The 23955-nt window shown below is 39.0% G+C and carries 28 protein-coding genes and 2 pseudogenes; 5 read left to right on the top strand and 25 right to left on the bottom strand.

From position 1 onward, the window contains the following. Positions 1 to 316: 316 nt before the first annotated feature. The 24 genes from PVV64_RS08570 to PVV64_RS08455 form a co-directional block, all read right to left on the bottom strand. Positions 317 to 652, bottom strand: a complete 336-nt coding sequence (locus PVV64_RS08570; RefSeq protein WP_273760623.1) for a hypothetical protein — start codon at positions 650 to 652, stop codon at positions 317 to 319. Positions 653 to 2038: 1386 nt separating this feature from the next. Then, on the bottom strand, positions 2039 to 2347 hold the full coding sequence (locus PVV64_RS08565; protein WP_273760622.1) for a hypothetical protein: 309 nt from the start codon (positions 2345 to 2347) through the stop codon (positions 2039 to 2041). A gap of 412 nt (positions 2348 to 2759) precedes the next feature. Then, positions 2760 to 3011 (bottom strand): DUF6990 domain-containing protein, encoded by a 252-nt coding sequence (locus PVV64_RS08560; RefSeq protein WP_273760621.1) that lies wholly within the window; start codon positions 3009 to 3011, stop codon positions 2760 to 2762. Positions 3012 to 3815: 804 nt separating this feature from the next. Next, positions 3816 to 3944 (bottom strand): hypothetical protein, encoded by a 129-nt coding sequence (locus PVV64_RS08555; protein WP_273760620.1) that lies wholly within the window; start codon positions 3942 to 3944, stop codon positions 3816 to 3818. 324 nt (positions 3945 to 4268) lie between these two features. Further along, complete coding sequence (locus tag PVV64_RS08550; protein ID WP_273760619.1) at positions 4269 to 4772, bottom strand: DUF6622 family protein; 504 nt, start codon at positions 4770 to 4772, stop codon at positions 4269 to 4271. A 1-nt stretch (position 4773) separates the two neighbouring features. Further along, complete coding sequence (locus tag PVV64_RS08545) at positions 4774 to 5331, bottom strand: hypothetical protein (protein ID WP_273760618.1); 558 nt, start codon at positions 5329 to 5331, stop codon at positions 4774 to 4776. Then, entirely contained in the window at positions 5324 to 5779 is a 456-nt protein-coding gene (locus PVV64_RS08540; RefSeq protein ID WP_273760617.1) for a hypothetical protein, read from the bottom strand. The genes PVV64_RS08545 and PVV64_RS08540 overlap by 8 nt, the downstream gene beginning before the upstream one ends. Positions 5780 to 6461: 682 nt before the next feature. Further along, entirely contained in the window at positions 6462 to 6656 is a 195-nt protein-coding gene (locus PVV64_RS08535) for a hypothetical protein (protein ID WP_273760616.1), read from the bottom strand. Next, a complete protein-coding gene (locus tag PVV64_RS08530) occupies positions 6646 to 7203 on the bottom strand; it encodes a hypothetical protein (protein ID WP_273760615.1) in 558 nt (185 codons plus the stop codon). Before PVV64_RS08530 ends, PVV64_RS08535 begins: the two co-directional genes overlap by 11 nt. Before the next feature lie 46 nt (positions 7204 to 7249). Then, on the bottom strand, positions 7250 to 7864 hold the full coding sequence (locus PVV64_RS08525) for a hypothetical protein (protein WP_273760614.1): 615 nt from the start codon (positions 7862 to 7864) through the stop codon (positions 7250 to 7252). Beyond that, positions 7804 to 8340 carry a hypothetical protein gene (locus PVV64_RS08520; protein WP_273760613.1) on the bottom strand — a complete coding sequence of 179 codons (537 nt, stop codon included), beginning with the start codon at positions 8338 to 8340 and terminating at the stop codon, positions 7804 to 7806. Before PVV64_RS08520 ends, PVV64_RS08525 begins: the two co-directional genes overlap by 61 nt. Before the next feature lie 434 nt (positions 8341 to 8774). Then, on the bottom strand, positions 8775 to 8939 hold the full coding sequence (locus PVV64_RS08515; protein WP_273760612.1) for a hypothetical protein: 165 nt from the start codon (positions 8937 to 8939) through the stop codon (positions 8775 to 8777). Positions 8940 to 9786: 847 nt separating this feature from the next. Next, positions 9787 to 10323: a hypothetical protein gene (locus PVV64_RS08510; protein WP_273760610.1), complete on the bottom strand. Its 537-nt coding sequence runs from the start codon at positions 10321 to 10323 to the stop codon at positions 9787 to 9789. A 45-nt stretch (positions 10324 to 10368) separates the two neighbouring features. After that, the gene (locus PVV64_RS08505; RefSeq protein ID WP_273760609.1) at positions 10369 to 10965 is read right to left on the bottom strand and encodes a hypothetical protein; all 597 of its coding nucleotides are present in this window, start codon (positions 10963 to 10965) and stop codon (positions 10369 to 10371) included. A 37-nt stretch (positions 10966 to 11002) separates the two neighbouring features. Next, a complete protein-coding gene (locus tag PVV64_RS08500) occupies positions 11003 to 11500 on the bottom strand; it encodes a hypothetical protein (RefSeq protein ID WP_273760608.1) in 498 nt (165 codons plus the stop codon). Positions 11501 to 13077: 1577 nt separating this feature from the next. Further along, entirely contained in the window at positions 13078 to 13299 is a 222-nt protein-coding gene (locus PVV64_RS08495; protein ID WP_273760607.1) for a hypothetical protein, read from the bottom strand. Then, positions 13292 to 13828 carry a hypothetical protein gene (locus PVV64_RS08490; RefSeq protein WP_273760606.1) on the bottom strand — a complete coding sequence of 179 codons (537 nt, stop codon included), beginning with the start codon at positions 13826 to 13828 and terminating at the stop codon, positions 13292 to 13294. The genes PVV64_RS08495 and PVV64_RS08490 overlap by 8 nt, the downstream gene beginning before the upstream one ends. Positions 13829 to 13864: 36 nt before the next feature. Further along, the gene (locus PVV64_RS08485) at positions 13865 to 14422 is read right to left on the bottom strand and encodes a hypothetical protein (RefSeq protein ID WP_273760605.1); all 558 of its coding nucleotides are present in this window, start codon (positions 14420 to 14422) and stop codon (positions 13865 to 13867) included. Between the two features lie 20 nt (positions 14423 to 14442). Further along, entirely contained in the window at positions 14443 to 14958 is a 516-nt protein-coding gene (locus tag PVV64_RS08480) for a hypothetical protein (RefSeq protein WP_273760604.1), read from the bottom strand. A 578-nt stretch (positions 14959 to 15536) separates the two neighbouring features. Then, the gene (locus tag PVV64_RS08475; protein ID WP_273760603.1) at positions 15537 to 15683 is read right to left on the bottom strand and encodes a hypothetical protein; all 147 of its coding nucleotides are present in this window, start codon (positions 15681 to 15683) and stop codon (positions 15537 to 15539) included. A 334-nt stretch (positions 15684 to 16017) separates the two neighbouring features. Continuing rightward, on the bottom strand, positions 16018 to 16176 hold the full coding sequence (locus tag PVV64_RS08470; RefSeq protein WP_273760602.1) for a hypothetical protein: 159 nt from the start codon (positions 16174 to 16176) through the stop codon (positions 16018 to 16020). 14 nt (positions 16177 to 16190) lie between these two features. Further along, entirely contained in the window at positions 16191 to 16637 is a 447-nt protein-coding gene (locus PVV64_RS08465; RefSeq protein WP_273760601.1) for a hypothetical protein, read from the bottom strand. Continuing rightward, positions 16597 to 16860 carry a hypothetical protein gene (locus tag PVV64_RS08460; RefSeq protein WP_273760600.1) on the bottom strand — a complete coding sequence of 88 codons (264 nt, stop codon included), beginning with the start codon at positions 16858 to 16860 and terminating at the stop codon, positions 16597 to 16599. Before PVV64_RS08460 ends, PVV64_RS08465 begins: the two co-directional genes overlap by 41 nt. A gap of 594 nt (positions 16861 to 17454) precedes the next feature. Then, positions 17455 to 17691: a hypothetical protein gene (locus PVV64_RS08455; protein ID WP_273760599.1), complete on the bottom strand. Its 237-nt coding sequence runs from the start codon at positions 17689 to 17691 to the stop codon at positions 17455 to 17457. A gap of 105 nt (positions 17692 to 17796) precedes the next feature. On the opposite strand from PVV64_RS08455, the gene PVV64_RS08450 reads away from it, so the two are divergent. From PVV64_RS08450 to PVV64_RS08430, 5 genes and pseudogenes are all read left to right on the top strand, one after another. Further along, positions 17797 to 18336 (top strand): hypothetical protein, encoded by a 540-nt coding sequence (locus tag PVV64_RS08450; RefSeq protein ID WP_273760598.1) that lies wholly within the window; start codon positions 17797 to 17799, stop codon positions 18334 to 18336. A gap of 362 nt (positions 18337 to 18698) precedes the next feature. Then, complete coding sequence (locus PVV64_RS08445; protein WP_273760597.1) at positions 18699 to 18815, top strand: YopJ family acetyltransferase; 117 nt, start codon at positions 18699 to 18701, stop codon at positions 18813 to 18815. A gap of 1918 nt (positions 18816 to 20733) precedes the next feature. Beyond that, positions 20734 to 21675, top strand: coding sequence for a YopJ/AvrA family T3SS effector serine/threonine acetyltransferase (locus PVV64_RS08440; protein WP_273760596.1), 942 nt, complete (start codon positions 20734 to 20736; stop codon positions 21673 to 21675). Between the two features lie 526 nt (positions 21676 to 22201). Beyond that, positions 22202 to 23140, top strand: coding sequence for a YopJ/AvrA family T3SS effector serine/threonine acetyltransferase (locus PVV64_RS08435; protein WP_273760595.1), 939 nt, complete (start codon positions 22202 to 22204; stop codon positions 23138 to 23140). Between the two features lie 182 nt (positions 23141 to 23322). Then, a pseudogene (locus tag PVV64_RS08430) lies at positions 23323 to 23829 on the top strand (late control protein); the annotation flags it as partial. A 30-nt stretch (positions 23830 to 23859) separates the two neighbouring features. On the opposite strand, the pseudogene PVV64_RS10465 reads toward PVV64_RS08430, so the two are convergent. After that, a pseudogene (locus PVV64_RS10465) lies at positions 23860 to 23955 on the bottom strand (type II toxin-antitoxin system PemK/MazF family toxin); the annotation flags it as partial.

Genomic DNA, 23955 nt, shown 5'->3' with positions numbered 1-23955 from the left:
TGCATGCGGAAAAACCTCACAATAGCCTTTTTAAAATATCAAAGATCCCCCTAAGCTCCTTTATACTTTACGATCTCGCCTCTCTCACTCCACACCCCAAGCACGCGTGCTTCTTCACACGCCCCACCCCAACACATGCCACAACACTTTTTTTATCGTTGAGGTTCTTACCCTGTTACCTTGTGTGGTAAGAGACCACTTGAAGAAAGAAAGGTAGAACGCCACCCTTTCTATAGTGAATAAGATCTCTAAAGAGCAAAACAGCATGGTAATCTATACTATAATAGATACCTTAAGCATTTTTTCATTGCACTCTTTATGAAGAGCCTTGTTGCTTAGTTAATTCTTCCAATTTTTGGATATTTTGTTTCAACAGATGCCCCAATATGACATGGAGTATTAAAATAACCGGTATAAAAGCGAAAACACACACCGTTATCACTTCCAACCAGATAAAGACAGAAAAAAGGGTGTAATCCTCCCATACGGTGAGCTTCCACTCGAGCAAAGTTGGTATAGAGAGAACCATTTTGCCCAATATAATAAGGATACAGAGACAGAAGATGATTTTATAATCCCTCCACGAGAGAAAAGCCTCTTCAAAAGAAAAAGAACGCAAGTCTTTATCAAGTCCCTCATTCTTCTCCTTCATTTTCTCCTCCCTGTCTCATCAGAATTTTAATGATACATCAAATACCCCGCATACTCCAAACATTTGTATAGCTTTCACACGTCCCACCCCAAGCATATGCCACAGCACTCTATTTGTTCTTTTATTGCTTTGTTTCATTGTCCAACCTTGTAGGAAGCAACCGCTTGAGGAAAGAATAATCAGACACCACAACTTCTGTCGTAAACAACACAGCAAGAGGTATCCCTAACAGACAAAACAGACATGCATGCGGAAAAACCTCACAATAGCCTTTTTAAAATATCAAAGATCCCCCTAAGCTCCTTTATACTTTACGATCTCGCCTCTCTCACTCCACACCCCAAGCACGTCCCATGTTGTTTCACAAGCTGACCCAACAACTGACATTGATCATACCCGCACACAAATGAGAAAAAACTCTCAAGAGGCATTTTAAAATATCACGAAATACAAAACAAACCGTTCTATTTTTGAAATCTCTACCTCTTTAACCAGCTCTCTTACTCCACCCCTAAACACGCGTGCTTCTTCACACGCCCCACCTCAGCACCTAACAGCGATCATACAGGGTGAGAAAAACCTCTATGCTTTAAAAGCTTCACCTTTGTTCCCCCATAGCACAGCACTATGTCTGCTCTTTTATCGCTTTATTTCATTGTTTTGTCACATTGTAATAAGCTCTGCAGCATTTGAGAAGAGAATAATACAGAGCGACAATTGTTAGACTTAATAAACCATCAAGGATGATCGCAAACTTAACCACGAAATACATGCCCATTACAATTAGAACTCTTGCACTTTCTGTAAGCATTTTCCCTCCCCTTCCCTTTAAGAAGAGCCCTGTTACTTGGTGAGTTCTTCCAATTTGCGGATCTTTTTCTTCACTCAAGAAGTTAATATTGCGCGCAGTATCAAAACACCAGGGGCTGTAAGACAAACACATAGCGAAATCAACAACAGCAGTATAAGCAGCATAGTATATGCTTTCAATCTGTCAGGGTTTACAAGATGATGAGCGTTAAGGTCCCCTCCTGCGCAAAAGCTCTATAAACATGCGCTTTGAAAGCCATCATGATGAGAGAGATGAAGAATAGACAAAGATCACCTTTTCATGAAAAGGTGAGCCATTTTTGTATAAAGTGGAATGTCTTCTGGCAAGAGCGCTAAAATTTGCTTTTTGATCTCACTCTTTTGCAGATTATCAAAACTCTGCTGCTGTTCTTTCCCTTTATATTGTTTGAGCTTTGCATAGAGGCTGAAACGTTTGATAAAAGAATAATAAGACCCCACAATGAACATCTTGAGCAAAATGGCCAACATCACAATCGTGAGTACTGTGAAAAAAGGCCGGTATGACAAGAGCGATAGCACCAGATCCATGAGGCTTTATGTCTTCACTGTTTCATCTTGTGACTCATTTGTTTGTTTTAACTGCTGCGTTTTTTTTAATTTACGCTCTTTGATGCTGTGGATCCCCCAAAGAAGAGGCAAAGGTGTAAGCAGACAAAGCCAGATCAAAATAGGGAGTAGAAAAATCACGTGTCCCATACCATCCCATTGTCCCCATTGCAAAAACTCTCTCAAAGACTTTGCACAGGCAGGATTTTCTAGAGCCATCATGATAAAAAAAGCGCAAAACATGATAAGAAAGTTGCCTGAGAGTATTTTATCCTTTTGCCATGAAAAAACACTCAATTCTCTCCATTGAAAAGCAGATATTTTTTTCTCAAATACCCTGTTCTCCCTTTTCATTTTCTCCCCTGTCTTGTTCATTTTGCTCTAAAATTCCCTCTTGTTGTCCTTTGTATAAAGCAGCTTGCTGTTTTTCTCAACAACCATTTGCTTTAAGCACTTTGAATATCCATAAATTTGCGTTCCCCATCCTTTATATAAAGAATATCGTAGCAATATTTTTGCCATCGACCCCACAGAGCGCTTCCTCTTCGCAGACAATAAAGCCCTGCTCTCTTAATTGTTATTTTTTCTCTTCAACGAATTTTTGATGCAAAGCTCTCTTACGATTGCACACCAGCGGATCACCGGCTCTAAAATATTGATAGCGGATCCCTGTCTTTTCTGGAAACAAGTTTATTGCGACCTGTTCAAGTCAATCATAATTGACTTGCTTAAGCCTTACCACTTCTTGAGCCAACATCACAGCCGGTTCAAGATGCACTTTTTCAACAGAAGCATCAAAAGTTTTTTCCTGCAAGGCAAGTTGATCACCCTCTGGAAAGCTTTTGTTGTAAGAGAACAAAGTCTCCACATCGCCAAGCAAAGCAAAGGCAGCCAAATGCCGCAAATCATAAGGTACCATCTTATCTTCACCCTTGACCAAAATAACGTATCCCTTTCCCATGGAGGCGTACTCTATTGAGAACGCAACATTGCTTGGAGATCAACAATCTCCATCGCCCTTTCTAAAGCTTTCTCAAGCGCTTGCTTTAAGCACCCCACAGAAACTTTTTCGGCAAAATTTCCAGCCCTTATGATCTTAAAATTGAGTGCTCGATCTGGTAAAATTGCAAAATTGCTGAAAAACGCGACAAACTACAGCAAAAATACCATTCATAATCAAAACACGCCTCACATTACCGATAATTTTTACTCCTTTCATTCTATAAAGAGTCTCCACTTCACAACTGCGATAACAACCGCTTCGCAAATGTTCTGCTTTTCTCACTGACCAAGCTTTTTCAACAATGCTGTGCGTTTTGCCCTTTCACAAACCTTTGCTTTTTAAAGGCGCATATTTTTTATAGCGCGGTTGTGGGGCGTGAAATATGGAGCATGGATTTGTCTGTTTGTCCTCGTGAGAAAAGCATAAAAAGTGGGTAGAGTGTTCAGATCGCTGTGGAAGAAAATATTGCTGCAACAGAAATGTGCGTAAAACAGTAAGAAGAGTTTTTGTGGGTTATGATGGTGAAATTTTACTATCAGAGTTCAGCTGCACACGATACATCGGTGCCAACATTCTCTTTAAAAACGCACAGATCATGACAACCAGCTTCAAAAAACAGCCTTACCAATGAAGTAATAGCGAGAGGGTCGCGTGTACAACGCAATAATGACACACTGATCCCGCAAGCATGCTTTACATATTGTCCGCACAGCCTATACGGATTCTGGCGCTCTTAAATACGCAGACAGAATGCTACTTACGTCATACAGTGACCACCGTTTCCCCCTTAAACACCGGTTCCACCCCTATCATAATACTTGACAAAAGCATCACACCATCATAGCAACCGCTAGGACTTCCACAACATCGTCCTCCAAACTGTTGACGCATTGCCAAGCTAACCGTTTTCTTAGCCCACCTCCGCCCATGAGACTATCATCTCTTCTCTTTTTGAATCGTAAAACAAAATGATTTCCCATGAGCGATAAACCATCTCTCAAAGTCCAGCGAGCTTAAACTGATAGCATTCTAAACCTTTAGGCTCGCGCTGCCCCCTTGGGCGCAGAGTCAGATCTATCACTTCCCTCACCTCTTCACGCACTGGGATAAAAAAATCTGAAACTATAAGACAACGCTGCGTTTGTATGCAGCGTTGTTGTTAAGAATAAGCTTCTATTGAGAGAGTTCTGATAGGAAGCACCCATGGTATAGGAATTAATTTGGATTCTTTCGAAATGCTCTATATAAATTTAATGTGCCGCCCCAAAACACACCAGCAGTGAACCCATTTAAAAGACCAAAAAGAAGGTTAAAATCAAATGCATGTTTCAAATCAGGTTTAACATGGAGAAAAACAATCAATGTGAATTTGATGACAAAAGCGATAAGAATAAATATCAGCGTCAACGGCGTACCGGGCCGAATAATGAAATCCGTTCCCTCTTTGCGTTTTAAACGCGGCGTAGAACGCCAGAGCAACCAGCCAACGCCAACACCGATCATCAGCCCCGCCAACATTGCGATTGCTCCCCAGAGCGGGAACGCCAGCTTGTTAATCACATCGCTTGCGCCTAAAAAAAGAAAGACCACCGGCAAGAGAAAAAGGCGGTAAACCCCCATTTCTCTATCTTTCAATGCGATTATTCCCCACGCAATGAGAAAAATAAGCAAAATCCAGACCCATAAAGGAGTTCCGGTCAGAATGTTAAACAATGACATATTATGCTCCATGATGTTTGATGCGATAAAAATATTGCATGATGTTAGGAAGATATTTAGAAAAAAGAATACCAGCACAAATGAAACCCATAGTGACCAACCAAAGCTGAAAGGTCCATGCAAAAAAAGCCACGAGAAGACCATTGGCAAAAAAGACGATGACCCAAATCCATGTAATATATTTATTGATGAGATAAAAAAGGATATGTTTGCGTTTTTCTTCAGAAATACCAGCAGGCGCATAAAAAATGGTAAAGGGTTTTTTTACCAACAAGCTCATCAATGAAACCAGAGCAAGTGACAGATAGCAAAAAACTGTTGGGTAGTTCAATAAAAGTGTAGACCATCCAGTGAAATCATTAACAAACAGAACAATAACTGTCAGAATGTTCGTAATCATCACCGGTTCTCCCTGTCGGATAATTTTAATATTCACAGCAATAATCAACAATAAAAGCACCGTTAAGATGAGAGAGCGTTCGACCAGAGTTAAAACATTTCCATTGAGAATCCAGGAGTGAAGACTCCACGGAATAAAAGAGATTATTATGTTAAACATGGTGCATCCTTCTTTTTATATTTGAGAGAAAACCGACCGCAATTCCTTCGTTTTTAGTTTCCGTATGAATATAAAAAACACCATCTGGTTCACACTCTGTATCCTGTTTAATGGTCAACTGATAGGTATCTCTCGGATAAACTGCTTTAATGAACTTTACTTTTTTCAGCGCAACAGATGCGATATTTTTCGCCCCACACGAAAAAGGCTCCCTTTTATCTTTCCTTGATGACAAGGTGTCATGATATTCGTTTTTCTTCACTAGATTTCTTCTTCCAGTTCCTGAATGATTTTCTTGCAACACATGCGTCACAATGACACGCCGCAGAAAAAGAGTTGGTAAGAAGAAAAGAGCACCAGCCAAAATCCATGCCAGCGGCTCTAAAAGAGCAAAGGAAAGAAAATCCTCTCCACGCATCATCTGGTACACAAAGCCAAGCACGATCAAAACAGTCACCATAAGCGAAGAGATATATTCTTTTATAATCCTGCCTTGACAGAAAGCCCCTTCCAACGAAGAAGCAATCCCTTGATCACCCCCTAGCTCCATGTTATTTTTCCTCTTTTGCACATCGTTTTAGCAATCCATCACACTCTTACAGCACTCTTTTGCGTTCTCCTTTTGCTTTACCATACAACCGCGCACGTTAAATAAAACCATAAAAAGCATAATGCCATTTACTTGAGCGTACAGAATAAGGCTTCTCAAACAGTAAGATCATCTCATAAGCCGATAAGAAGAACTTGCCTTCTACAAACAATTCCTTTTTGCTATTGGGTACTTCTTCCCATTGCGGGCTGTTTTTTCCACTGAGGCTCCTGTAGGATGTACAAGAGCGTAACGATAGGTAAGAAGATAAAAAAACTATCTAAAAAAACGGGCGGTAAAAAACACACACCGCTCATATCCCGCAACAAACCGCCATTTTCCCAAGGAAGCAACAAGATCAGAAACTTTGCATGGCTAGGCAATTAAGGGATCATAATGATCAAAGAAATATCGCCTATGATAACAGCTCGCCTCTTCTGTTACACTCTTTTTATACTCTTTTCTTGAAAGAAGCAGCGTACCTGCAAATGATAAAACAGCGCCTTAATCAAAGCTTCAATCCTACTCCATTTTATCTTTCTTATTTTGCATTACCCCCTAGCGCCACCTCACGTTCTTGCAACACTCTTTTCAGTTCTCTTTTGGCTTTACAATACAACCGCGCACGCTTGATAAACATGTAATAAAGGAGCAAAATTGGCAAAGAAATGGAAAGGCTAACGATCACCCAACATAGACCAGAGAGAACTGTTAATGTTATAAAACTAGCGGTCATTGTTTCCCCCTATAGCATCCTGCGCACGAAGCGCTTCATCTCGTTGTACAATCGCTTCTTCCAATTGTTGAATTGTCTTTCTCAATTTTCCACTCACCTTGACAAAGAATAGCGCAATGATAGGGCTCAATAACAAAGCACAAACCCATATGATACTCCCCAGCATCATGATAAAATAACTTACATCATTCTTCCACCATTCCCAGCCTTTTACAGCAAGGAAGGTCTGTAGGATCACATAGAGAAAAGAGAAGAACAAGATGACTTTAAACTCTCTTGGCCAGAGCATCATGGATTCTTTAAAAGAAAGCAGGCGCGCTTTTGCCTCAAGCGCTGCATTCTGTTTTTGCATTCCCTTCTTATCACTGCGTGATTGCTGTAATGCATCCTTTTCTTGTATGATGTTCTTTCTCAATTCTTGGGACAGTTTACAGTGCAATCTGAGATATTTGACCAAAAAGTAAGGAACTCTGATGATGACCATCATCAAGAGAATACCTATGATGATCAGTCCTAACAAACCGAAATATTTTATAAAAATAGCCACTTTTTTCCCCTATCGCATTGTGTGAAGATGTTGTGTTACACTTTCTTCAAGCAAATTTTTCCAATTTTTTTACCGTTCTTTTCACGCCACAATGGAGGAGAGCGTGAAGTATCAAAACCACCGGCAAGAAGAAGACAATACATGCCCAGCTTAAAAGCCACCCTTGGAATACAAATGCAATGACTTTAGAAAAAACAGGGGCCTTGTCTGCCAAACCTGCCAAAAAGATTGCAGATCTTGGATAAAAAGCACCAAAAATCGCTGAACACACCAAAGGGATCAACATGATCAAAACAACACAAAAGATGATTTTATACTCTCTTCTTGATAAAGTCAGAGATTCTTTAAAAGCAACAGGACTAAACTTTGCCTCAAAAATTGAGTTTTGCACCCTGCTATGTTTCTCATAACGGCCCAATTTTTGCAGTGCAGCTTTTTTCAGTTTTCGCCCCATGCAAAACAACAAGCCTGCGCGTTTAACAAAAGAATAATAAATGATAAAAACCGTCATAAGAGTAAAAATAAAAATCATAAGATATGCTGCACCAATGAGCACACTCGTAAAGATTGTCCAAACTATGGTCCATAGTGAAAAAATAATCACTTTTCCCCCCTCTCCATCGCATAATTGGTATTTTGCAATTCTAACGATTTTTCCCATTGCTGGATCATTCCTTTTATCTCACGCTTCAATACAGCACGGAAGATAAACAAGAGCAGAAAGAATCCGAAAAAAAATACAAAGATGGCTATTGGTATACAACATATAAAAGCCCAAACGCCATTCCATCCAGCAGCCCGCCATAATTCTATAAAATGCTTTTGTAGAAGAGCACCTGCTTCAAAAACCTGTTTTCCAATATTTTCCTGCCCCATTGCTCGAAGATTTTCCTGAGCAATCGCTTCAAACTGCTCCTTGGAGATCACATGAAAATATTCTAGAGGATTGATATAGGCCATAGCGGCAAAGAACAGCAAGAAGATCACAGTCAAGCAAAAGATAATGACATAATCTTTTGTTGAGAGAGCCAAGGATCTTTTGAAAGAAAAAAGCTTTGATGCTTTATCAAAAGCTTGCCCCGACACAACAGCCGCCTCCCTATGAAGAGACCCGTGTTGTGGTTTGTCTATGGTCATGCAAATACCCCCCCATTCCTGAAATGTTTGACAACACGCACTAACGTGAGGGATTCATTTAAAGCTTTTTTTACAATTGCGCAAGCTCTCTCATGCTCTTATCAGCACGTTTTTCTCCACCCCTGTGTCATTTCTTTCAATTCACCATCCAAGAGAAAATGGAAGAGCAAAATAAATGGCAAGAGTATATAACGAAAAAAAATCGCTTGCGAGATAAGACATAGAGGAGCCCAAACGCCATTCCCATCCAGTGACATGCCATAATTCTGTCCTCTCCATTTTTCTAAAGGCAAATTTGTTCAAGGATAAATTTTTTAAACTTTCCAGAAATGTTTAGTGGAGATTTCCCTAAACCATTGTTTCAAACGGCTCTTTGGAGATCATATGAAAATATTCCAGAGGATCTCCGTACATTATAGCAGCGTAAAATATCACTATTGTGAGAGATAAGCAAAAGATAAAGATAATGACATAATCTTCTGTCGAGAGGGCATTGCTTTTTTGAAAGAAAAAAGCTTTGATGCTTTATCAAGAGCTTGCCCCAACACAACAGCTACCTCACTGGCAAGAGACCCGTGTTGTGGTTTGTCTATGGTCATGCAATTCCCCCACTTTTTCATTATCTGACAACACGCACGAACGTGAGAGACTGGTTTAGCTTTGTTACAATTATGCAAGTTCTCTCATGTTTTTATCAGCACGCTTTTTGTTTTTTCTCCCCACAAAGAGAAAATTTCATCCCTTTGATAAAAACGACAGAGCAAAATCAATACCATATTCCACAAACCTCTCCCATCAACAAAACCAATGCCTCACCATCCCTTTGATTTGATTGCTGCTTTCTCGTGGAATTTTTTTTCAATGAAAGCCCCTATACAATGTACAAAAGCGTAACAAGAGGTAAAAAAATCAGAAAACACGCGCAAAACAAAACGAGCAGGAGAAACATCACCTACCCCATGACCACGCAGCCACTATTTGTCCTAAGGAAGCAACAAGATCAGAAACTTTAGAGAGAGAGGCATTTGCAAAGAGGAGGCGATCAGAGCAATATTCTGTATAATAAAAGCTCTCTTGCCTCTTTTGCTGTCTTGTATATGAATTCCCTAGCAATAACGTTGTAGAGATAATGTTGTGACCTAATCAAAGGGCTTTCTCATTGCCGGCTTTTTTCTGAACAAACACCTCAAACACCCCATAGGATGCCCCCCCCTAAAAACCATTAGAAAGAGAAGTGCACACACCTTTATGTATGACGACCAAGCCTTCTCTCCCATGTCTGAAAAACGCTATGTCGTGTTTTTCTCTCTTTTCATTTTTTTTACTTTGCAATACAGCCATGCCCGCTTTATAAACAGATAATAAAGAACTAAAACTGGCACAATAACTAAAAAGCCGGTTATTGTTGAAGACAAAAAAGAGAGAACCAAGAATGTTGCAAAACTACTAGTCATTTTTGCCTCCAAGCGCGTTCTGCATGCTAATTCTTTTATCTTCTTGTACGATTTCTTCTTCCCATTGCTGGATTGTTTTTCTCAATTTACCCGTCAATTTGAGGCATAGCAATCCAACAATTGGTGCCAAGAACAGAAAAGCTTCCGATAGACAACTTAACAGAAGAATTATAACGCCACTTACATCACCCTTCCAACCTGCTGTATTTGCAGTCAAGAGTGCAGCTCTTAAAAGCACCATGAGGAGAGAGAGGACACATATTATTTTAAACTCTTTTGGCCAAAGCAACATGGATTGTTTGAAAGAAAGAAGGCGGGTTTTCGTATCAAGCGCTGCATTTTTTTCTATCGTTCCCCGCTGTTGAAAAGACGCAGGATGTCCCGCATTCTTTTTCAGTTTTTCAAGCATAGCAAAGTATAATCTTGCCCGCTTTACGAAAAAATAATGAAGCCCAATCAAAAGCATAAATATGACAATGCCTATGATGATGAGTCCTAGCAGACCCCAATATACTGTAGAAAGAAACACTTTTTCCCCTCTCACATTCTGTGTGCCTATCGATTGAATGACCGCTCAAGCAAGCTTTTCCAATCTTTTCATATTTTTTTTCACGCTCTGATGAACGATACGGTAAAAGATTAAAATCACTGGTAAAGAGAAAGCAACCAATACCGTGATACAAAACACGACCACAGCCATTATGATATAAAAACGAAATAATCCAGAACCCATATTCACTATTTGTTTTATGTCCATTCCTTGTGCAAATCCTTGTGCAAACTTTGCTCCTTCGATGGCTAGTGAAAATGCGAAAGGCACAAATATGAAGACAAATACAATAAGAGAAAAAATAAATATTCTCTTATAATCCTTTTTTGAAAGCATCAAAGATTCTTGAAAGGAAGAGAGATAAGCTTTTGTGTTAAATGCTGGTCTCTTCTCCTTTATTTTGCTCCCATCACCACTCAAATGCTCTGGGGCATTCTTTTTTAGTTTCTCAAAAATTTGTTCCTCAAAAGTCTGAGACAACTTTCTTGCACGCTTAATATGCTTAATAAAAGAGTAATAAATTGCAACAATTGCCATAGTACTACAAACAGTAATCACACTATACATGACAATCATTGACCCAGCAGTTAAGACGACCAACATTATCACCAAAAAATTCATTTTTTCCTCTCTTGCTTTATAAAGCCATTGAATCGCACTACTTTTGCGATTTTGCCCATTGCTGGATCATTTCTTTTAACTCACGATCCAAGAGAAAATGGAAGACAAGAATAACGGGAAAGAGCACTTCAACAACTTCCAAAATCGTCTGCGGCAATAAACAGAGAAAAGCCCAAACGCCATTCCATCCAGCGGCATGCCACAATTCTTGTATAGCCATTCCACTCGAAGAAAATGAGGGCAAGATTAGATCTTTAAAAAATTCTAAAGGTGTTTTGTGAAGATTTTCCTGAACCATTGCCATGAGCTTTTCCCTAGAGAGCACATGAAAATATTCCAAAGGTTTTATATACGTAACAGCGACAACACCCCCCAATAAGAGAATAGCCAAACAACAGATGACGACATAGTCTTTTGTTGAGAGAGCCAAGGCTTTTTTGAAAGAAAAAAGCTTCGATGCTTTATCAAAAGCTTGCCCCGACACAATAGCCGCCTCACTGGCAAGAGACCCGTGTTGTGGTTTGTCTATGGTCATACAAATCCCCCCACTTTTTTATTATCTGACAACACACACGAACGTGAGAGGCCATTTAAAGCTTTTTTCAAGATTGTGCAAGTTCTCTCATGTTTTTATCAACACGCTTTTTGTTCTTTCTCCCCACAAAGAGAAAATTTCATCCCTTTGATAAAAACGACAGAGCAAAATCAATACCATATTCCACAAACCTCTCCCATCAACAAAACCAATACCTCACCATCCCTTTGATTTGATTGCTGCTTTCTCGTGGAAAATTTTTTTCAGTGAAAACCCCAATAGAATAGACAAATGCAGAATGTACAAAAGCATAACGATAGGTAAAAAGATCAGAAAACACGCACAAAACAAAACGAGCAGGAGAAACATCCCACACCCCATAACCACGCTAGCTACCATTTTTCCCAAAGGAAGCAACAAGAACAGAAACTTTAGAGAGAGAGGCAGTTGCAAAGAAGAGGACGATCAAAGAAATATTCTGTATAATAAAAGCTCTCTTGCCTCTTTTGCTGTCTTGTATATGAATTCCCTAACAATAACGTTGTAGAAATGATGTTGTGACCTGATCAAACAGCTTTCCAATTGTCAGCTCTTTTCTCAACAAACACCTCAAACACTCCCATAGAATGCACGCATAAGAGAGTCAATACATTGATTTATAATCATAATTCATTGTTTTGCATATGGAATAAAAGTCCAAAATACCATAAGATTTTCTTATTTCAAACCTTTCCCATGTTGAAGCAATCAAAATCTCTCGCTTGCACATCACAAGTGGAATGAGCGTGTGAATACAAAGTGTACGAAAAAACTAAAAATGCCTCTTATGAATCGTCTCAAGTAGCAAGGACTGCCGCACATTGGGAGCTGGCAAAATGAATAATGGTGCCGACTTGCTCCTTCATAAGCGGAAAGAGGCGGTACTTAATGGATTTACCGTTATACCACCAATAAGCGGCGCCGTGCAAGAAACCACTATGCACACCCCCTTATAGATGACGACAAAACCCTCTCTCCCATGTCTGAAAAAACGCTCTATCGTTTTCTCCACGCTTTTTACTTTTGTCTCCTCGTGCAAAACAGGAAACTCCCTGCCCCACCAGCCCATGTTTAAAACATACACCAACAGCAAAAGCTAACGAAAAATACACACACACGAGAAAGGCTCCCCTCCCCGATTACCTTCACCCCTCGCCAATGATAATCTGTGATAATCTCCATTTTTCTACTGGCTTTCTTTTTCAATTGTTGCATAATTTTTTCAAACGCCTCATAAGAAGAGTGCAGAAAACCAAAAGCCATAGCAAACACTAAGCAGTAAAAACACCCCCTTCATTCTTTCACAAAACGCCCCTCACTTCTCCCAACACAGCCCAATATTCAATAGGAAGAAAACAGCAGAAACAACAATCCATATCAGCAGCTTTCAAAAGAAAGAGGAAATCTTATTTCCCCGTGCTCTGCTAGCGCATAACAACAAAAGCCCTCAGTATAACCGTGAAAAGAGAGAAGCTTTGTCTTGAAAAGGTCAAGTTTTTTACGAGGCTTTTTGAAATGATGAAGCAAGAGTGCCTTTATCAAACACTGAATTCTGTTTCATCTTTCTGGTCTTGTTTTGTTATTCTTCCAAGTTCTCTATTGCGTTCTTGAAGCACTTTGAGTTGTTTTTTCACTTTGCAATACAGCCTTGCCCGCTTCATAAACACGTAATAAATGACCAAAACCGGCATAGCCACTAAAATGCCTATGATTGTCGAAGACAAAAAAGACAGAGCTGTTAATGTTAGAAAACTACCCATCATTTTCCTCCGCTTGCCTATCTAGTATAGGAAGTGCATCTGCTACAAGGCGTGCATCTTGTTGTACCATTGCCTCTTCCAATTGCTGCATCATTTTCCTCAATTTACCCGTCAACTTTATGCATAATACGCCAATGATGGGTGCCAAAGCAAGAAAACAGACCGATATAAAATTGAACAGCACAGTGAGAACTGCACTCACATCACTCCTCCAACCTGCCAACTTTACTGTCGAGAAAACAGCATAGAACAAAGCAAAGCTAAGGGAGAGAAAAAAGAGCCTTTTACATTCTTTTGGCCAAAGAAACAGAGATTCTTTAAACGCAAAAGAATGCATGTCTGTACCACAGTTTTGTTCTCCCACTTGCCCTTTATCATCAAGATACCTGCTTTTCAGTTCTTTCAGCATAGCAAAATATAATCTTGCATGCTTGATGAAAAAATAATGAAGCCCGATGATCACCATACAGAGCATAGAAGCCACCATGACACGCCCGAGCAGACTACAATATTTGATAAAAAACAGCACTTTTCCCTCTCATATTCTACTGATTGCATTTCTGTTTTAGGTGAAATTGTTCACGATCTTGATCATCTTTTTTACTCTCAGATGGAGTCTGGCATGAAGGAGCAAAAAGATTGGCAAGGAAAACGCAACAAACACAAAAATGATATAGAGAAACACACCATTGACCATAAAAAAAGTAAACGACCAATCACCACTCTGCATCAATTGTTGTATAGGAACTCCATTTGTTGCCACCTCTGCTATCATCATAAAACATGAAACGAGAAAAGGCATAACGAGAATAAAAAGGACGATAAAAGAGAATTTGAAGATTCTTTTATAATCTTTTTTTGAAAACATCAGGGCTTCTTTAAACGAAGTGAGATAAGCCTCTCTATCAAAGACTGGCTCCTCTTCCCCCCTCTCATGACAAAGTACCTCGCGTACTTCGAAGATTTCCAGTTTTTCACGCGACTTGGCAAGCACTCCACTACGCTTAAAAAAAGAGTAATAAACCATGACAATGGCGATAATAGCAAAAAAACTTATCATGCTATAGACCACCATCATGGATAGAATGGTCAATATTGCTGTGCCTGCTGACAAAAAAGACACATTTCCCTCCCTGCTTATTTTTATGAAGTAATTGGATGACACTCTTCGGGCGATTTCTCCACTTGCTGGACCATTTCTTGCAAGTCACCCTTCAATATGAAATAGAAGACAAAAATGATAGGAAAGAGGATTTGAGCAATTCCAAAAATCATTTGCGGGATAAGACATATAAAATTCCAAACACTACCCCACCCAGCTGTACTCCACAATTCTCTCCTATAGATTTCATCCCATGAAATTTGTCCCAAGAATAAATCTTTCAAATTTTCCAGAAACGTCCCATGAAAATTTTTCTGAATCATTGCCGTGAACTGTTCTTCAGACAATCCATAAAAGCATTTCATAAAATTGCTGTACATGACAACCACTACTATGAGAGACAAAACGCCGATGATGAGATAATCTTTTATTGACAGAACAGAAGTTTTTTTTAAAGAAAAATTTGATTTCTGATCAAACGCTCCCTGAGAGACAACAGCCCTATCACTGCAAACAGACACCTGTTGTTGCGCATATGGTGATTTATCTATACGCATCCCCCCACTCCTTAAATGTTTGATAGTACGCACCCATGTGAGGCATCCATTTAAAGCTTTTCGCAAGGTTTCGCAAGCTCTCTCTGTGAAGATATTTTTCAGTTTCTCCTTGCCAAGAGACCATTTAACCCCTTGGATAACAGCCTCGCACACAAGAAGAAGACAAAGCGAAAAAGTGCAACAAAGAGGAGGAAAAATGATCCGTTATTTTCCCTCTCCCATTCCACAGATCAGAGGCTGAACTCTTTTTCAGAGCAACTTTTTCAAACAAACAATGCTCTCATGCCTTTGAGAAACATTGCCCTGTAAGAGATTACCCTCTAAGAGAGAGTGTTTGTACACTTAATTTGAGAAATTATTTTATTGTGTTGTCAGTTGATTTTTCAAAGGATAATTTTTCAAGGGCGGAATGTTTTTTCAACAAACCAAACCACATAAAGCGAAGCCCCAAAGAAGAAAAACAATGAACATAGACTGATAGAGATTTTCCCGCATGATAGAATAGCATATCGTGCTCTTCACATTTTCAAAAGCTTTTGCTTTGCCTTGAGACACATGCAAGTTACCCATTTTACGCCTTAAAGCCCTTGAGAAGGACTATCAGAACGGCTGTCCTTGCCAATAGAAACGCACAGCACGCGAGAAACCACACAAACATCATAAAAATTTGATGATACAATTTTACCTTTAGCAGCAGCGAGCTTCTTTTTAAGCCAACATTTCATTTTCAGCCAACATATTGAGAGTCTTAAGAGAACAGAAGAAAAATGCAAAATATTTTTATCATTCCGTGCCGCAAACCACAAAGCTAACCGCAAACCACAAAGCTAACCGCAAACCATCAAGCTAACCGCAAACCATCAAGCTAACCGCAAACCATCAAGCTAACCGCAAACCATCAAGCTAACCGCAAACCATCAAGCTAACCGCAAACCATCAAGCTAACCGCAAACCATTGAAAAAATGGGATATTTGTAAAAAAGAAGCAACAATTTTTTGTCAAATTTTGCATTTTCCTTCTTTTTCTTGTCAGCACTTATCAAAAGTCCTGATCCCCCTTTAACGCCTCTCGTTCAGTTCCTTTTCTATGTTAAGATATAATCGCACCCGTTTAACAAAAAAGTAATAAATTCCAACAATAAGCATACCGTTTAACACGGCAATGATGATAAGCCCAAAAAGCGCGAGAATACCTAATAATTTTGTAATAAGAAACATTTTTCCCCCTATTTTTATGGAGCACTTGATTTTCTTTGCTGTTGAGATGTTTTTTGTTCCAGTTTCTCAAACATGTTTTTCAATCTACGATCCAATATGTAATGTAACACCAAAACGACAGGTAAGAAGATCACCGACAATCCCCAAAGAAAAGCTGGCAGAAAAAGGATATATTCAAAAAAGCTATTTTCCCCACCATAAATTCTGCCAAACAATAATCCGAAGAAAAACCCTGGCAGATAATAGATACGCACAGCCCCTAAGAGCAACAGAACTATAGCGATACAGAAGATGACTTTATAATCTTTCATGGAAAGCATCATAGCTTCTTTGAAAGCAAAAAGTTTTGATCCTTTAGCGAAGGTTGAATGTGATGCAGTCTGTGCATTCCCTTGCGCTTGAAAAGATTCCTGCTGTGACTTACTTTGTTGTTGATTGCTTTGTTGTTGATTGATTGTCATGCTGACATCCCCCCCCACTTTCTTTTTTACCCACTTTCTTTTTTACGAACCACCTCCCCTGAGGCATCTCCTTAGAGCGCGCTCTCTTTCCCCCCCACGCGTAAACATATTTAAGAGAAACCCCCACATCAACAGAATCCATATCCGCCGCAAAACCCAAAAGCAGCCCTAAAAATACGACAGCTCTGTGTGTTCTGGTGAACCAACCCACACATGGAGGCATTTGATCACTTTATGCATTTAAGCTGTGTCTATCAGTCTCAAAAAAAGTTTTCAAGCCCTCTTTCAAGCTTCCCTTTCAAATAAATCAAACCTGTTTCAAACAGGCAACACTCCCACCTTTTCAGACCAATATTTGCCCATAAAAAACAGCTCTGCTCAAAAGCAACAGAAAGAAAACCCCAACGAAAACAAGTAGAATAATACCCCATCTTCACAATAATCTCATGATAAAATCTCTTTTATAGAACAACAAGAATGGAGTCTGTATTTCCACTATAAAGGATATTTGTAAAAATCCAGACTGATAAAAAACGCCTCTCAATTTGTCTGAGCAGAAATTTGATTATTCCTATGAATTATCAGTATATTACCAATATTTACTTGAAAAAATCAGTCCTGCTATGATATGATAAGTAGGGATAAACTATTCAAGACAAGATAAGTTTCATCCTCTAAAAGAGATGAACTCTGTTTCACCACATAATACGCATCAAGCTTCTTCGTTTTGTGTCTCAGAGCAAAACGATGCCCCCGAAGAGAAGCTTGCAAACTTCTATAAAACTGTCTCAAACAGAACGAGCAGTAAAACATCTCCTCAGAACACACAATTCCCTTTCTCATAAAAATATTGTGTTTTTGGAGAGGATATTTGGCCAAAATGATTTTTCCTTACAGGAGTAAAAAATCTCTGTAGAAAAAAATATAGAGCTGTAAATGACAAGATAAAAGGTAGTGAACAACTGATAACAAAAGTTTTTGCCCTTTCTAAAGACACTTTCATTTGAGGGAGAAAAGACACTTTTACAACGTCTTTTTTATCCGCAGCCATCATTCATCCCTCCTATGCGCATTCATTTCTATGCACGTTCACCCACGAGCTTTTTGCACCGTTATTATTTTTAAACAAACAGTTTTTTAAAATTCAAATGGGATGTTCATGAAAATAGCTAAAAAACGCGGTAGACCGAGGATAACAGGAAAATTAAGAGAACCCAATGGGCGTATTTCACGCGCCAAAACCCCTCCTTCTCCTCAACAGACCCTTGAAATGCGTGCGAAACACTTTGGTTTGACCATAGAAGAAGCGAAAAATCCGCTTGTTGCGACCTATATTGGACGACTTTGTTTACTTGGCTTTAAACAGGATGCTTTAGGTATCAGTAAAGAGCAATATGATACTGCGCAACAGTATCTCCAAATCAGAAACGACTATTTATGTGCAAAAGGTTTGCCAAATGGCTATTATGATGGCTTTACCCATACATCCGATGAAAAAGCACAAAAACAGTGGATAGAAAGAGCAACCAATCACTATGAGGAGATGCAAGAAGTGATTAAGAAAGCACAACATCTGCATCGCCAACATCACTTTCATGCTGCACTCCAATATCTTGTTGTCGAGGATCAACCGCTTTCCTCTCTTGTTTGTTCCTTACGAATGATTCTTGATGTGCTCCATCAATATTTTGCCGGTTAAGCGCATTCCCTCTTTCTTTGTGACTTAAAGAATAAGCTTCTCACAAAAGCACAACAGCAGAAATATTGCCGCATGCTGTCTCATAGAGAGAGCATAGCACTTTCTACTTCATGAAATAACAACCTGAAAAAGGGCAGGAAAATCGTAAATATCCAGAAATGCACCTTCAACGTGCGATGACCAAAGAAGACCTTTTCCTCTCACACAAAGAAACGATTGATGCTGGGATTCACTCATCTTAACACATAGGAAACTCAAGAAGCAGCAGAATCCATTTTGCCGTACTTGATCAGAAAACCATCGAGAACAAAACATCTTTGAGATTCTCTGAATCGACAGTATTTTAGTATCAGAGTACAGCCATGTTAGGATTGAGAACAGAACAAGCCATTCAAGACTGCCAATTGCCTGATTGTCATTTTTCCATGGTAGAAATGGACATTCAACGCAGTTCTTCTGAATGTGGAAGTTTAGTTTAGCGCTTACCCAAAAACTTTATCGCGAATCTGGGAATTAATGGGAAATTAAGACGACACAATCAAAGTATAAAGAATGTAAAACGCTCTCATCAAAAGCCGCACCACTAAGCCCGCCAAAAACAACGCCAACCAGCACCAAAAGCAAACAACCAGACACTCGTACAAATCGTCAATACTAGCCATCAGCACCAATCACCAACGCTAGTCCCCACAAACGCCAGACAGCAACATGAAAACTTATTTTTGTAAGCCCGCCGCCTTATGGTTTAATTTTCTATCCCATTCATTCTTGGCAGGCAGGGCAAAAAATCATTTTTAGCATATCAATCATGCCTTACTTTGTGTGCAGCTTTTTTAGGAAAAATTTTATACGAAAAAGATCAAGCACAAACCATCAACACCAGCCCCACTTCAAAACCCCACGACAAGTACAACCAATCTTATGGTCACATCTTGGCAAAGTCAGACTTTTTATCCCCAAAGAGTATTTATTTTCAGCATGCCCCTGCTTTGGCCAAAGATTTGGCAGATTCTATATGAGCACGCCCCACATCACCAATCAACATCACCTTCTACATCACCACCTTCGGCAAAGCATCTTTTTTCCCAAAGTGAAAAAAGCGTTTGTGCGATATTTGAAAAATACTTTCCAATTAGAACGATAAAATTTGCTCCATAATCCACGGATTTGCTAAAATAAAAATATCAGATTCTACTTTTTCTCTTGACAAGAGAAGAAAAATGGTATTTAATGACATTTGCGGGGAGAGGTTTTTTATATCTTTATTCTTACAGTTAGATCCCTATAATATTGTAGAATATTGTGGATTTTCTTCCCGTCCTCACAATATTGAGATTTCTACCACCACAAATTCGTAAACAATCCGGTTTTTTCCTTAAAAATTTGGTTTTTTATTGAGCAAATTGCTCTTACCGCTTCCTCTGGTTCACTGAATAAATTCCAACAAGACCACAACTCTCAAAGCAAGCAGTGCCCTCAATATTGCCCACTCCCCCTAAAATATTCCATGTGGGAAAATGTTATATGACTTATATTACAACCCTAAACGCTGGTAGTTTATGATCCAAATCATCTGTCTCAAATGACATTGTAAGACCAGAAGAGAAAGGATATGAAATAAGAGGATATCCCTTTTTTTATTTTAATCTTTTCTCTCCACAAAGAAGACAAAACGCCACAATCGCTTTCACCTCGCCCCCTAATCGCAAATACACGATAACAGCTCTACGGACTTCAAATCATCAGCAGCAACAGCCACCATTGCATCCTCTCTCTTCTCCCATCATGAAGCATAAATTTGAACAGTCTATTCAGGGCAAAAGCAAGTCAATAGGCCCCCACAATCCATTACAAAAGTAATCAAGAGATTTCCGGTAAGAAAAACCTGTCTAAATTGGGTGAATTTTTCGTTCTTTACGAGAGACAAAGAGATCACTTTACACATGCAGAAAGCAGCAAAGCATTTATGAAAAGAGAAGCGGAGAAAGTAGCTAAGAAAGCAAACCTTCAAAGGAGATGACATCATTTTCATGAAAAAAACCGTGAAAACACCTTTCCATAAAAAATTGCTCTTTCCAACGCTTCCATACACAATGTAAAGAAAAAAGCAGGAAAAAAACTTTTGTTTGAAGATATCAAGATAAAGTTGCAAGACACGCCAACTTCTCATTCTCACCAATTTTGCATGTGAGAGGACACGAGAATACACAACTCTAGAAAGCTTATCATCCCAACTTCAGCAAGCTTTTTTACAAAAATTTATCCACTTAAAAAAACGCCTTCATCACCTTTCCTTTTAAGATGAAAAAATCAAACACAATCAATAAATAAACATAATTAAGCCGGAATTGAGAAAATAATATTGAAAGCCAATGACAAGCATGGAAAGTCAATATTATGAAACCGCAAAATTCAAAAGACACCCCCCATAATTCATCAGCAACGCAAGCAAGTGAAAGCGCAGATGAATCATTAGCAAGTCTTCTTGCACGTTTAGAGAGTACCACCGTTGAAACAAAAGAAGAAGAAAATGTTGCTGTCAGTCGTGAAGAGTTAAAAGGCATTATTGCAGGCTTAGAGGAAGATATCTCCAGTGGTCGTTGGATCAAAGCCTATTATGCAGATACAGATCTTAGAATGATGCCAGCTTTGGTAGAGCAAGCAAATCGTAAATATCCAGAAATGCATCTTAAACTTGCGATGACTCCAGAAGACCTTTCCCTCTCACTCAAAGAAACCATTGATGCTGGGATTCACTCCTCTCAGCATATAGTAAACTCAGGAAGCAGCAGAATCCATTTTGCCGTACTTGATCACAGAACCATCGAGAACAAAACATCTTTGATACTCTATGAACCTACAGCATTTCAGCATAAGAGTGCAGCCATGTTAGGATTGAGAACAGAACAAGCCATTCAAGATTGCCAATTGCCTGATTGTCATTTTTCCATGGTAGAAATGGACATTCAACGCAGTTCTTCTGAATGTGCAATGTTTAGTTTAGCGCTTGCCAAAAAACTTTATCGCGAATCTGAAAAATTAACAAGAATACACCAAGATAATATAAGAGGTGTATTATGTGAAGAAAACGCTCCCCTCCCTTCTGAAAAGTTGGATAAGTATCTTCCAGCAAGTTTTTACAAACACACGCAAGGCAAAACACGTCTTGGGGAATATATAAAATCAAATCCGAGTGCAGAACATGAAAAAGTAAACAAAAAAGACGAAACGCTCTTGGAGAGATTTGATAAAAACCTCGTTGAAGCAGAAGGAAAGACTGTCTCCGTTTCATCACATAGAAAAAGGATTTCTGAATACAAATCTGTCCTAACATTATGATGTCATTTTTGAACGTTTTTGCCAATATGGATAGCAAACAAAATACCACATTCAGATTGAGCGATGATAGCAAATGCATTCATATTGGCAAATACACCCTTTGTTTTGGCTTGTAAAAGGCAAACAGCACAAGCTAGCTTACCTGTTAAGGCAAAACTGAGCTAATATCTCAAAAACAGTGACATCAACCCTTTTCAAAATTGTAAAACTCTTGTGTGATAAACATCATAAGGAAAAGAGTGCAAAAAGCTTTCATTCTAAAATATCAAGATGCCTTACAAACAGATTCAAGTTTTTCATTTTTTACAGATTTTAAAGAAGCAGGCAGTATCAAGATCACAATTCTCAAAAAACGATCGTTCTCATGAGCAAAGCTTTTTACAAAGATTTTTCCGCTTAAAAGATGCCCTCATCACCTTCCCTTTTAAGCTGAGAAAAACATATTAAAATCAATAAGTAATCATAATTAAACCAGAATTAAGAAAACAATATTGAAGGCCAATGACAAGCATGGAAAGTCAATATTATGAAACCGCAAAATTCAAAAGACACCCCCCATAATTCATCAGCAACACCAGAAAGTGAGAGTGCAGCTGAAGCATTAGCAAGACTTCCGGAAGATTTAGAACAACTCAACGTCGAAAAAGAACAAAAAATCCCATTCAGTCGTGAAGAGTTAAAAGATATTATTGCAGGCTTAGAAGATGACATTGTGAATGGAAAATGGCTCAAAGGCAATTACCATTATGCCAATACAGACCTTAAAATGATGCCGGCTCTCATAGAGCAGGCAAACCGTAAATATCAAGGATTAAATCTTAAACTTATTACGACATCTGAAGAGCTTGTTTCCTCCATAAAAGAAGCAATGGCTAATGGTGTTCAATCTTCGAGATATATAGTGAACACAACCGATAGAGGAATCCATTTTGCTGTAATTGATCAGAGAACCATCGAGAATAAGACATCCTTGATCGCTTTCGAACCCGCAACTCTCCAAGATGAGATACCCTTATTACTAGCAATAAGGATACAACTCATCGTTCAAGAACAATTGCCTGAATGTTCTCTTTCCAAGATGGAGATGGATATTCAACGCAGCGCCTCTGAATGTGGAATAATAAGTTTAGCGCTTGCCAAAAAGCTTCACACCGAATCTGAGAAATTAACGAGAATGCACAAGGAGAACATCGACGGTGTATTAAACAAAACACATCTCACATTACCTCCTGAAAAGGTAGATCCGTATCTTCCAGCGAGTTTTTACAAACACACGCAAGGAAGAAGACGCCTTAGGGAATATCTAAAATCAAATCCGGAAGCAGAACATGAAAAAGTGAACAAAAAAGATGAAACTCTTGTAGAGAGATTTGATAAAAACCTCGTTGAAGCAAAGGGAAAAACCGTCTCCGTTTCATTACATAAGAAAAGGATCTCTGAATACAAATCTGTCCTAACATTATGATATCATTTTGAGATGTTTTCACCCATATGCATAGCAAATAAAGTGCCACATTCCAACTGACGCATGTTGGAAAATGCGTTGATCATGCAGCTTTTGTTTTGGCTTGTAAGAGGCAAACAGCACAAGCCGCTTCCCTGTTAAGGCAAAACTGAGCTAACATCTCAAAAACAGTGACAGCAGTAGAAACACCCAAACAAAAAGAGCAAGAAGAAGAGAAAAAGGGCGGTGTACTTGCAAGCTATCATGATATCCGCACTGGTGAGAAAAAGGAAGTCAAGGTTGGTAAAGAACCTTTTCACGAACTCAAATATACCTACCATAACCAATCAGAAGCGGTTGCGGCTATTACTGCTTATCGCAATAAGTCATCGCGTGGGAAATCTTCTTTCTCATGTGATATTGGTGGTGATCCCTTCGTGCAAGCAGAAGCAAAGCTTATTCAAGAGCCCCCTTTCCGCCCCTATATTCCAGCAGAATGGCGCATCAAAAGCGTCAAACACAAGCTTGATAAGATGGGTGGATATACAACAAAAATAGACTGTGAACTTTTTGATAAAGCCCAAGAAGATGCTGCAAAAAACGTAGCCAATACCACACCAAACAAAGACGATACCCTTGATCCAAACGCTCCTCCCAATGCATGTGATGAAGGAAACGGCGTCATCCATATGGATAAAGAAGATATATAAATAAAACTATCTGATAAAGAAATCCAATTTTTATTTTACTATTCCTAAAAATACAGCCAAACAACGTTCAATTTCTACCATTTTATCTACAGGAATGAAACCGAAAGCTGGACTCATTTTTTCACA

Origin of the sequence: Bartonella sp. ML70XJBT.G (genome assembly GCF_028618575.1) — a bacterium.
Taxonomy (GTDB): Bacteria; Pseudomonadota; Alphaproteobacteria; order Rhizobiales; family Rhizobiaceae; genus Bartonella.
This window is presented reverse-complemented; position numbering and strand designations above follow the sequence as displayed.

Coding starts and splice junctions, on each gene's coding strand:
- PVV64_RS08570 (WP_273760623.1), bottom strand. CDS start 652: ATGAAGGAGAAGAATGAGGGACTTGATAAAGACTTGCGTTCTTTTTCT.
- PVV64_RS08560 (WP_273760621.1), bottom strand. CDS start 3,011: ATGGGAAAGGGATACGTTATTTTGGTCAAGGGTGAAGATAAGATGGTA.
- PVV64_RS08555 (WP_273760620.1), bottom strand. CDS start 3,944: ATGCGTCAACAGTTTGGAGGACGATGTTGTGGAAGTCCTAGCGGTTGC.
- PVV64_RS08550 (WP_273760619.1), bottom strand. CDS start 4,772: ATGTCATTGTTTAACATTCTGACCGGAACTCCTTTATGGGTCTGGATT.
- PVV64_RS08545 (WP_273760618.1), bottom strand. CDS start 5,331: ATGTTTAACATAATAATCTCTTTTATTCCGTGGAGTCTTCACTCCTGG.
- PVV64_RS08535 (WP_273760616.1), bottom strand. CDS start 6,656: ATGACCGCTAGTTTTATAACATTAACAGTTCTCTCTGGTCTATGTTGG.
- PVV64_RS08525 (WP_273760614.1), bottom strand. CDS start 7,864: ATGGGAAAAATCGTTAGAATTGCAAAATACCAATTATGCGATGGAGAG.
- PVV64_RS08520 (WP_273760613.1), bottom strand. CDS start 8,340: ATGACCATAGACAAACCACAACACGGGTCTCTTCATAGGGAGGCGGCT.
- PVV64_RS08515 (WP_273760612.1), bottom strand. CDS start 8,939: ATGACCATAGACAAACCACAACACGGGTCTCTTGCCAGTGAGGTAGCT.
- PVV64_RS08505 (WP_273760609.1), bottom strand. CDS start 10,965: ATGAATTTTTTGGTGATAATGTTGGTCGTCTTAACTGCTGGGTCAATG.
- PVV64_RS08500 (WP_273760608.1), bottom strand. CDS start 11,500: ATGACCATAGACAAACCACAACACGGGTCTCTTGCCAGTGAGGCGGCT.
- PVV64_RS08495 (WP_273760607.1), bottom strand. CDS start 13,299: ATGGGTAGTTTTCTAACATTAACAGCTCTGTCTTTTTTGTCTTCGACA.
- PVV64_RS08480 (WP_273760604.1), bottom strand. CDS start 14,958: ATGCGTATAGATAAATCACCATATGCGCAACAACAGGTGTCTGTTTGC.
- PVV64_RS08475 (WP_273760603.1), bottom strand. CDS start 15,683: ATGAAATGTTGGCTTAAAAAGAAGCTCGCTGCTGCTAAAGGTAAAATT.
- PVV64_RS08470 (WP_273760602.1), bottom strand. CDS start 16,176: ATGTTTCTTATTACAAAATTATTAGGTATTCTCGCGCTTTTTGGGCTT.
- PVV64_RS08465 (WP_273760601.1), bottom strand. CDS start 16,637: ATGACAATCAATCAACAACAAAGCAATCAACAACAAAGTAAGTCACAG.
- PVV64_RS08460 (WP_273760600.1), bottom strand. CDS start 16,860: ATGCCTCCATGTGTGGGTTGGTTCACCAGAACACACAGAGCTGTCGTA.
- PVV64_RS08455 (WP_273760599.1), bottom strand. CDS start 17,691: ATGATGGCTGCGGATAAAAAAGACGTTGTAAAAGTGTCTTTTCTCCCT.
- PVV64_RS08450 (WP_273760598.1), top strand. CDS start 17,797: ATGAAAATAGCTAAAAAACGCGGTAGACCGAGGATAACAGGAAAATTA.
- PVV64_RS08445 (WP_273760597.1), top strand. CDS start 18,699: ATGTTAGGATTGAGAACAGAACAAGCCATTCAAGACTGCCAATTGCCT.
- PVV64_RS08440 (WP_273760596.1), top strand. CDS start 20,734: ATGAAACCGCAAAATTCAAAAGACACCCCCCATAATTCATCAGCAACG.
- PVV64_RS08435 (WP_273760595.1), top strand. CDS start 22,202: ATGAAACCGCAAAATTCAAAAGACACCCCCCATAATTCATCAGCAACA.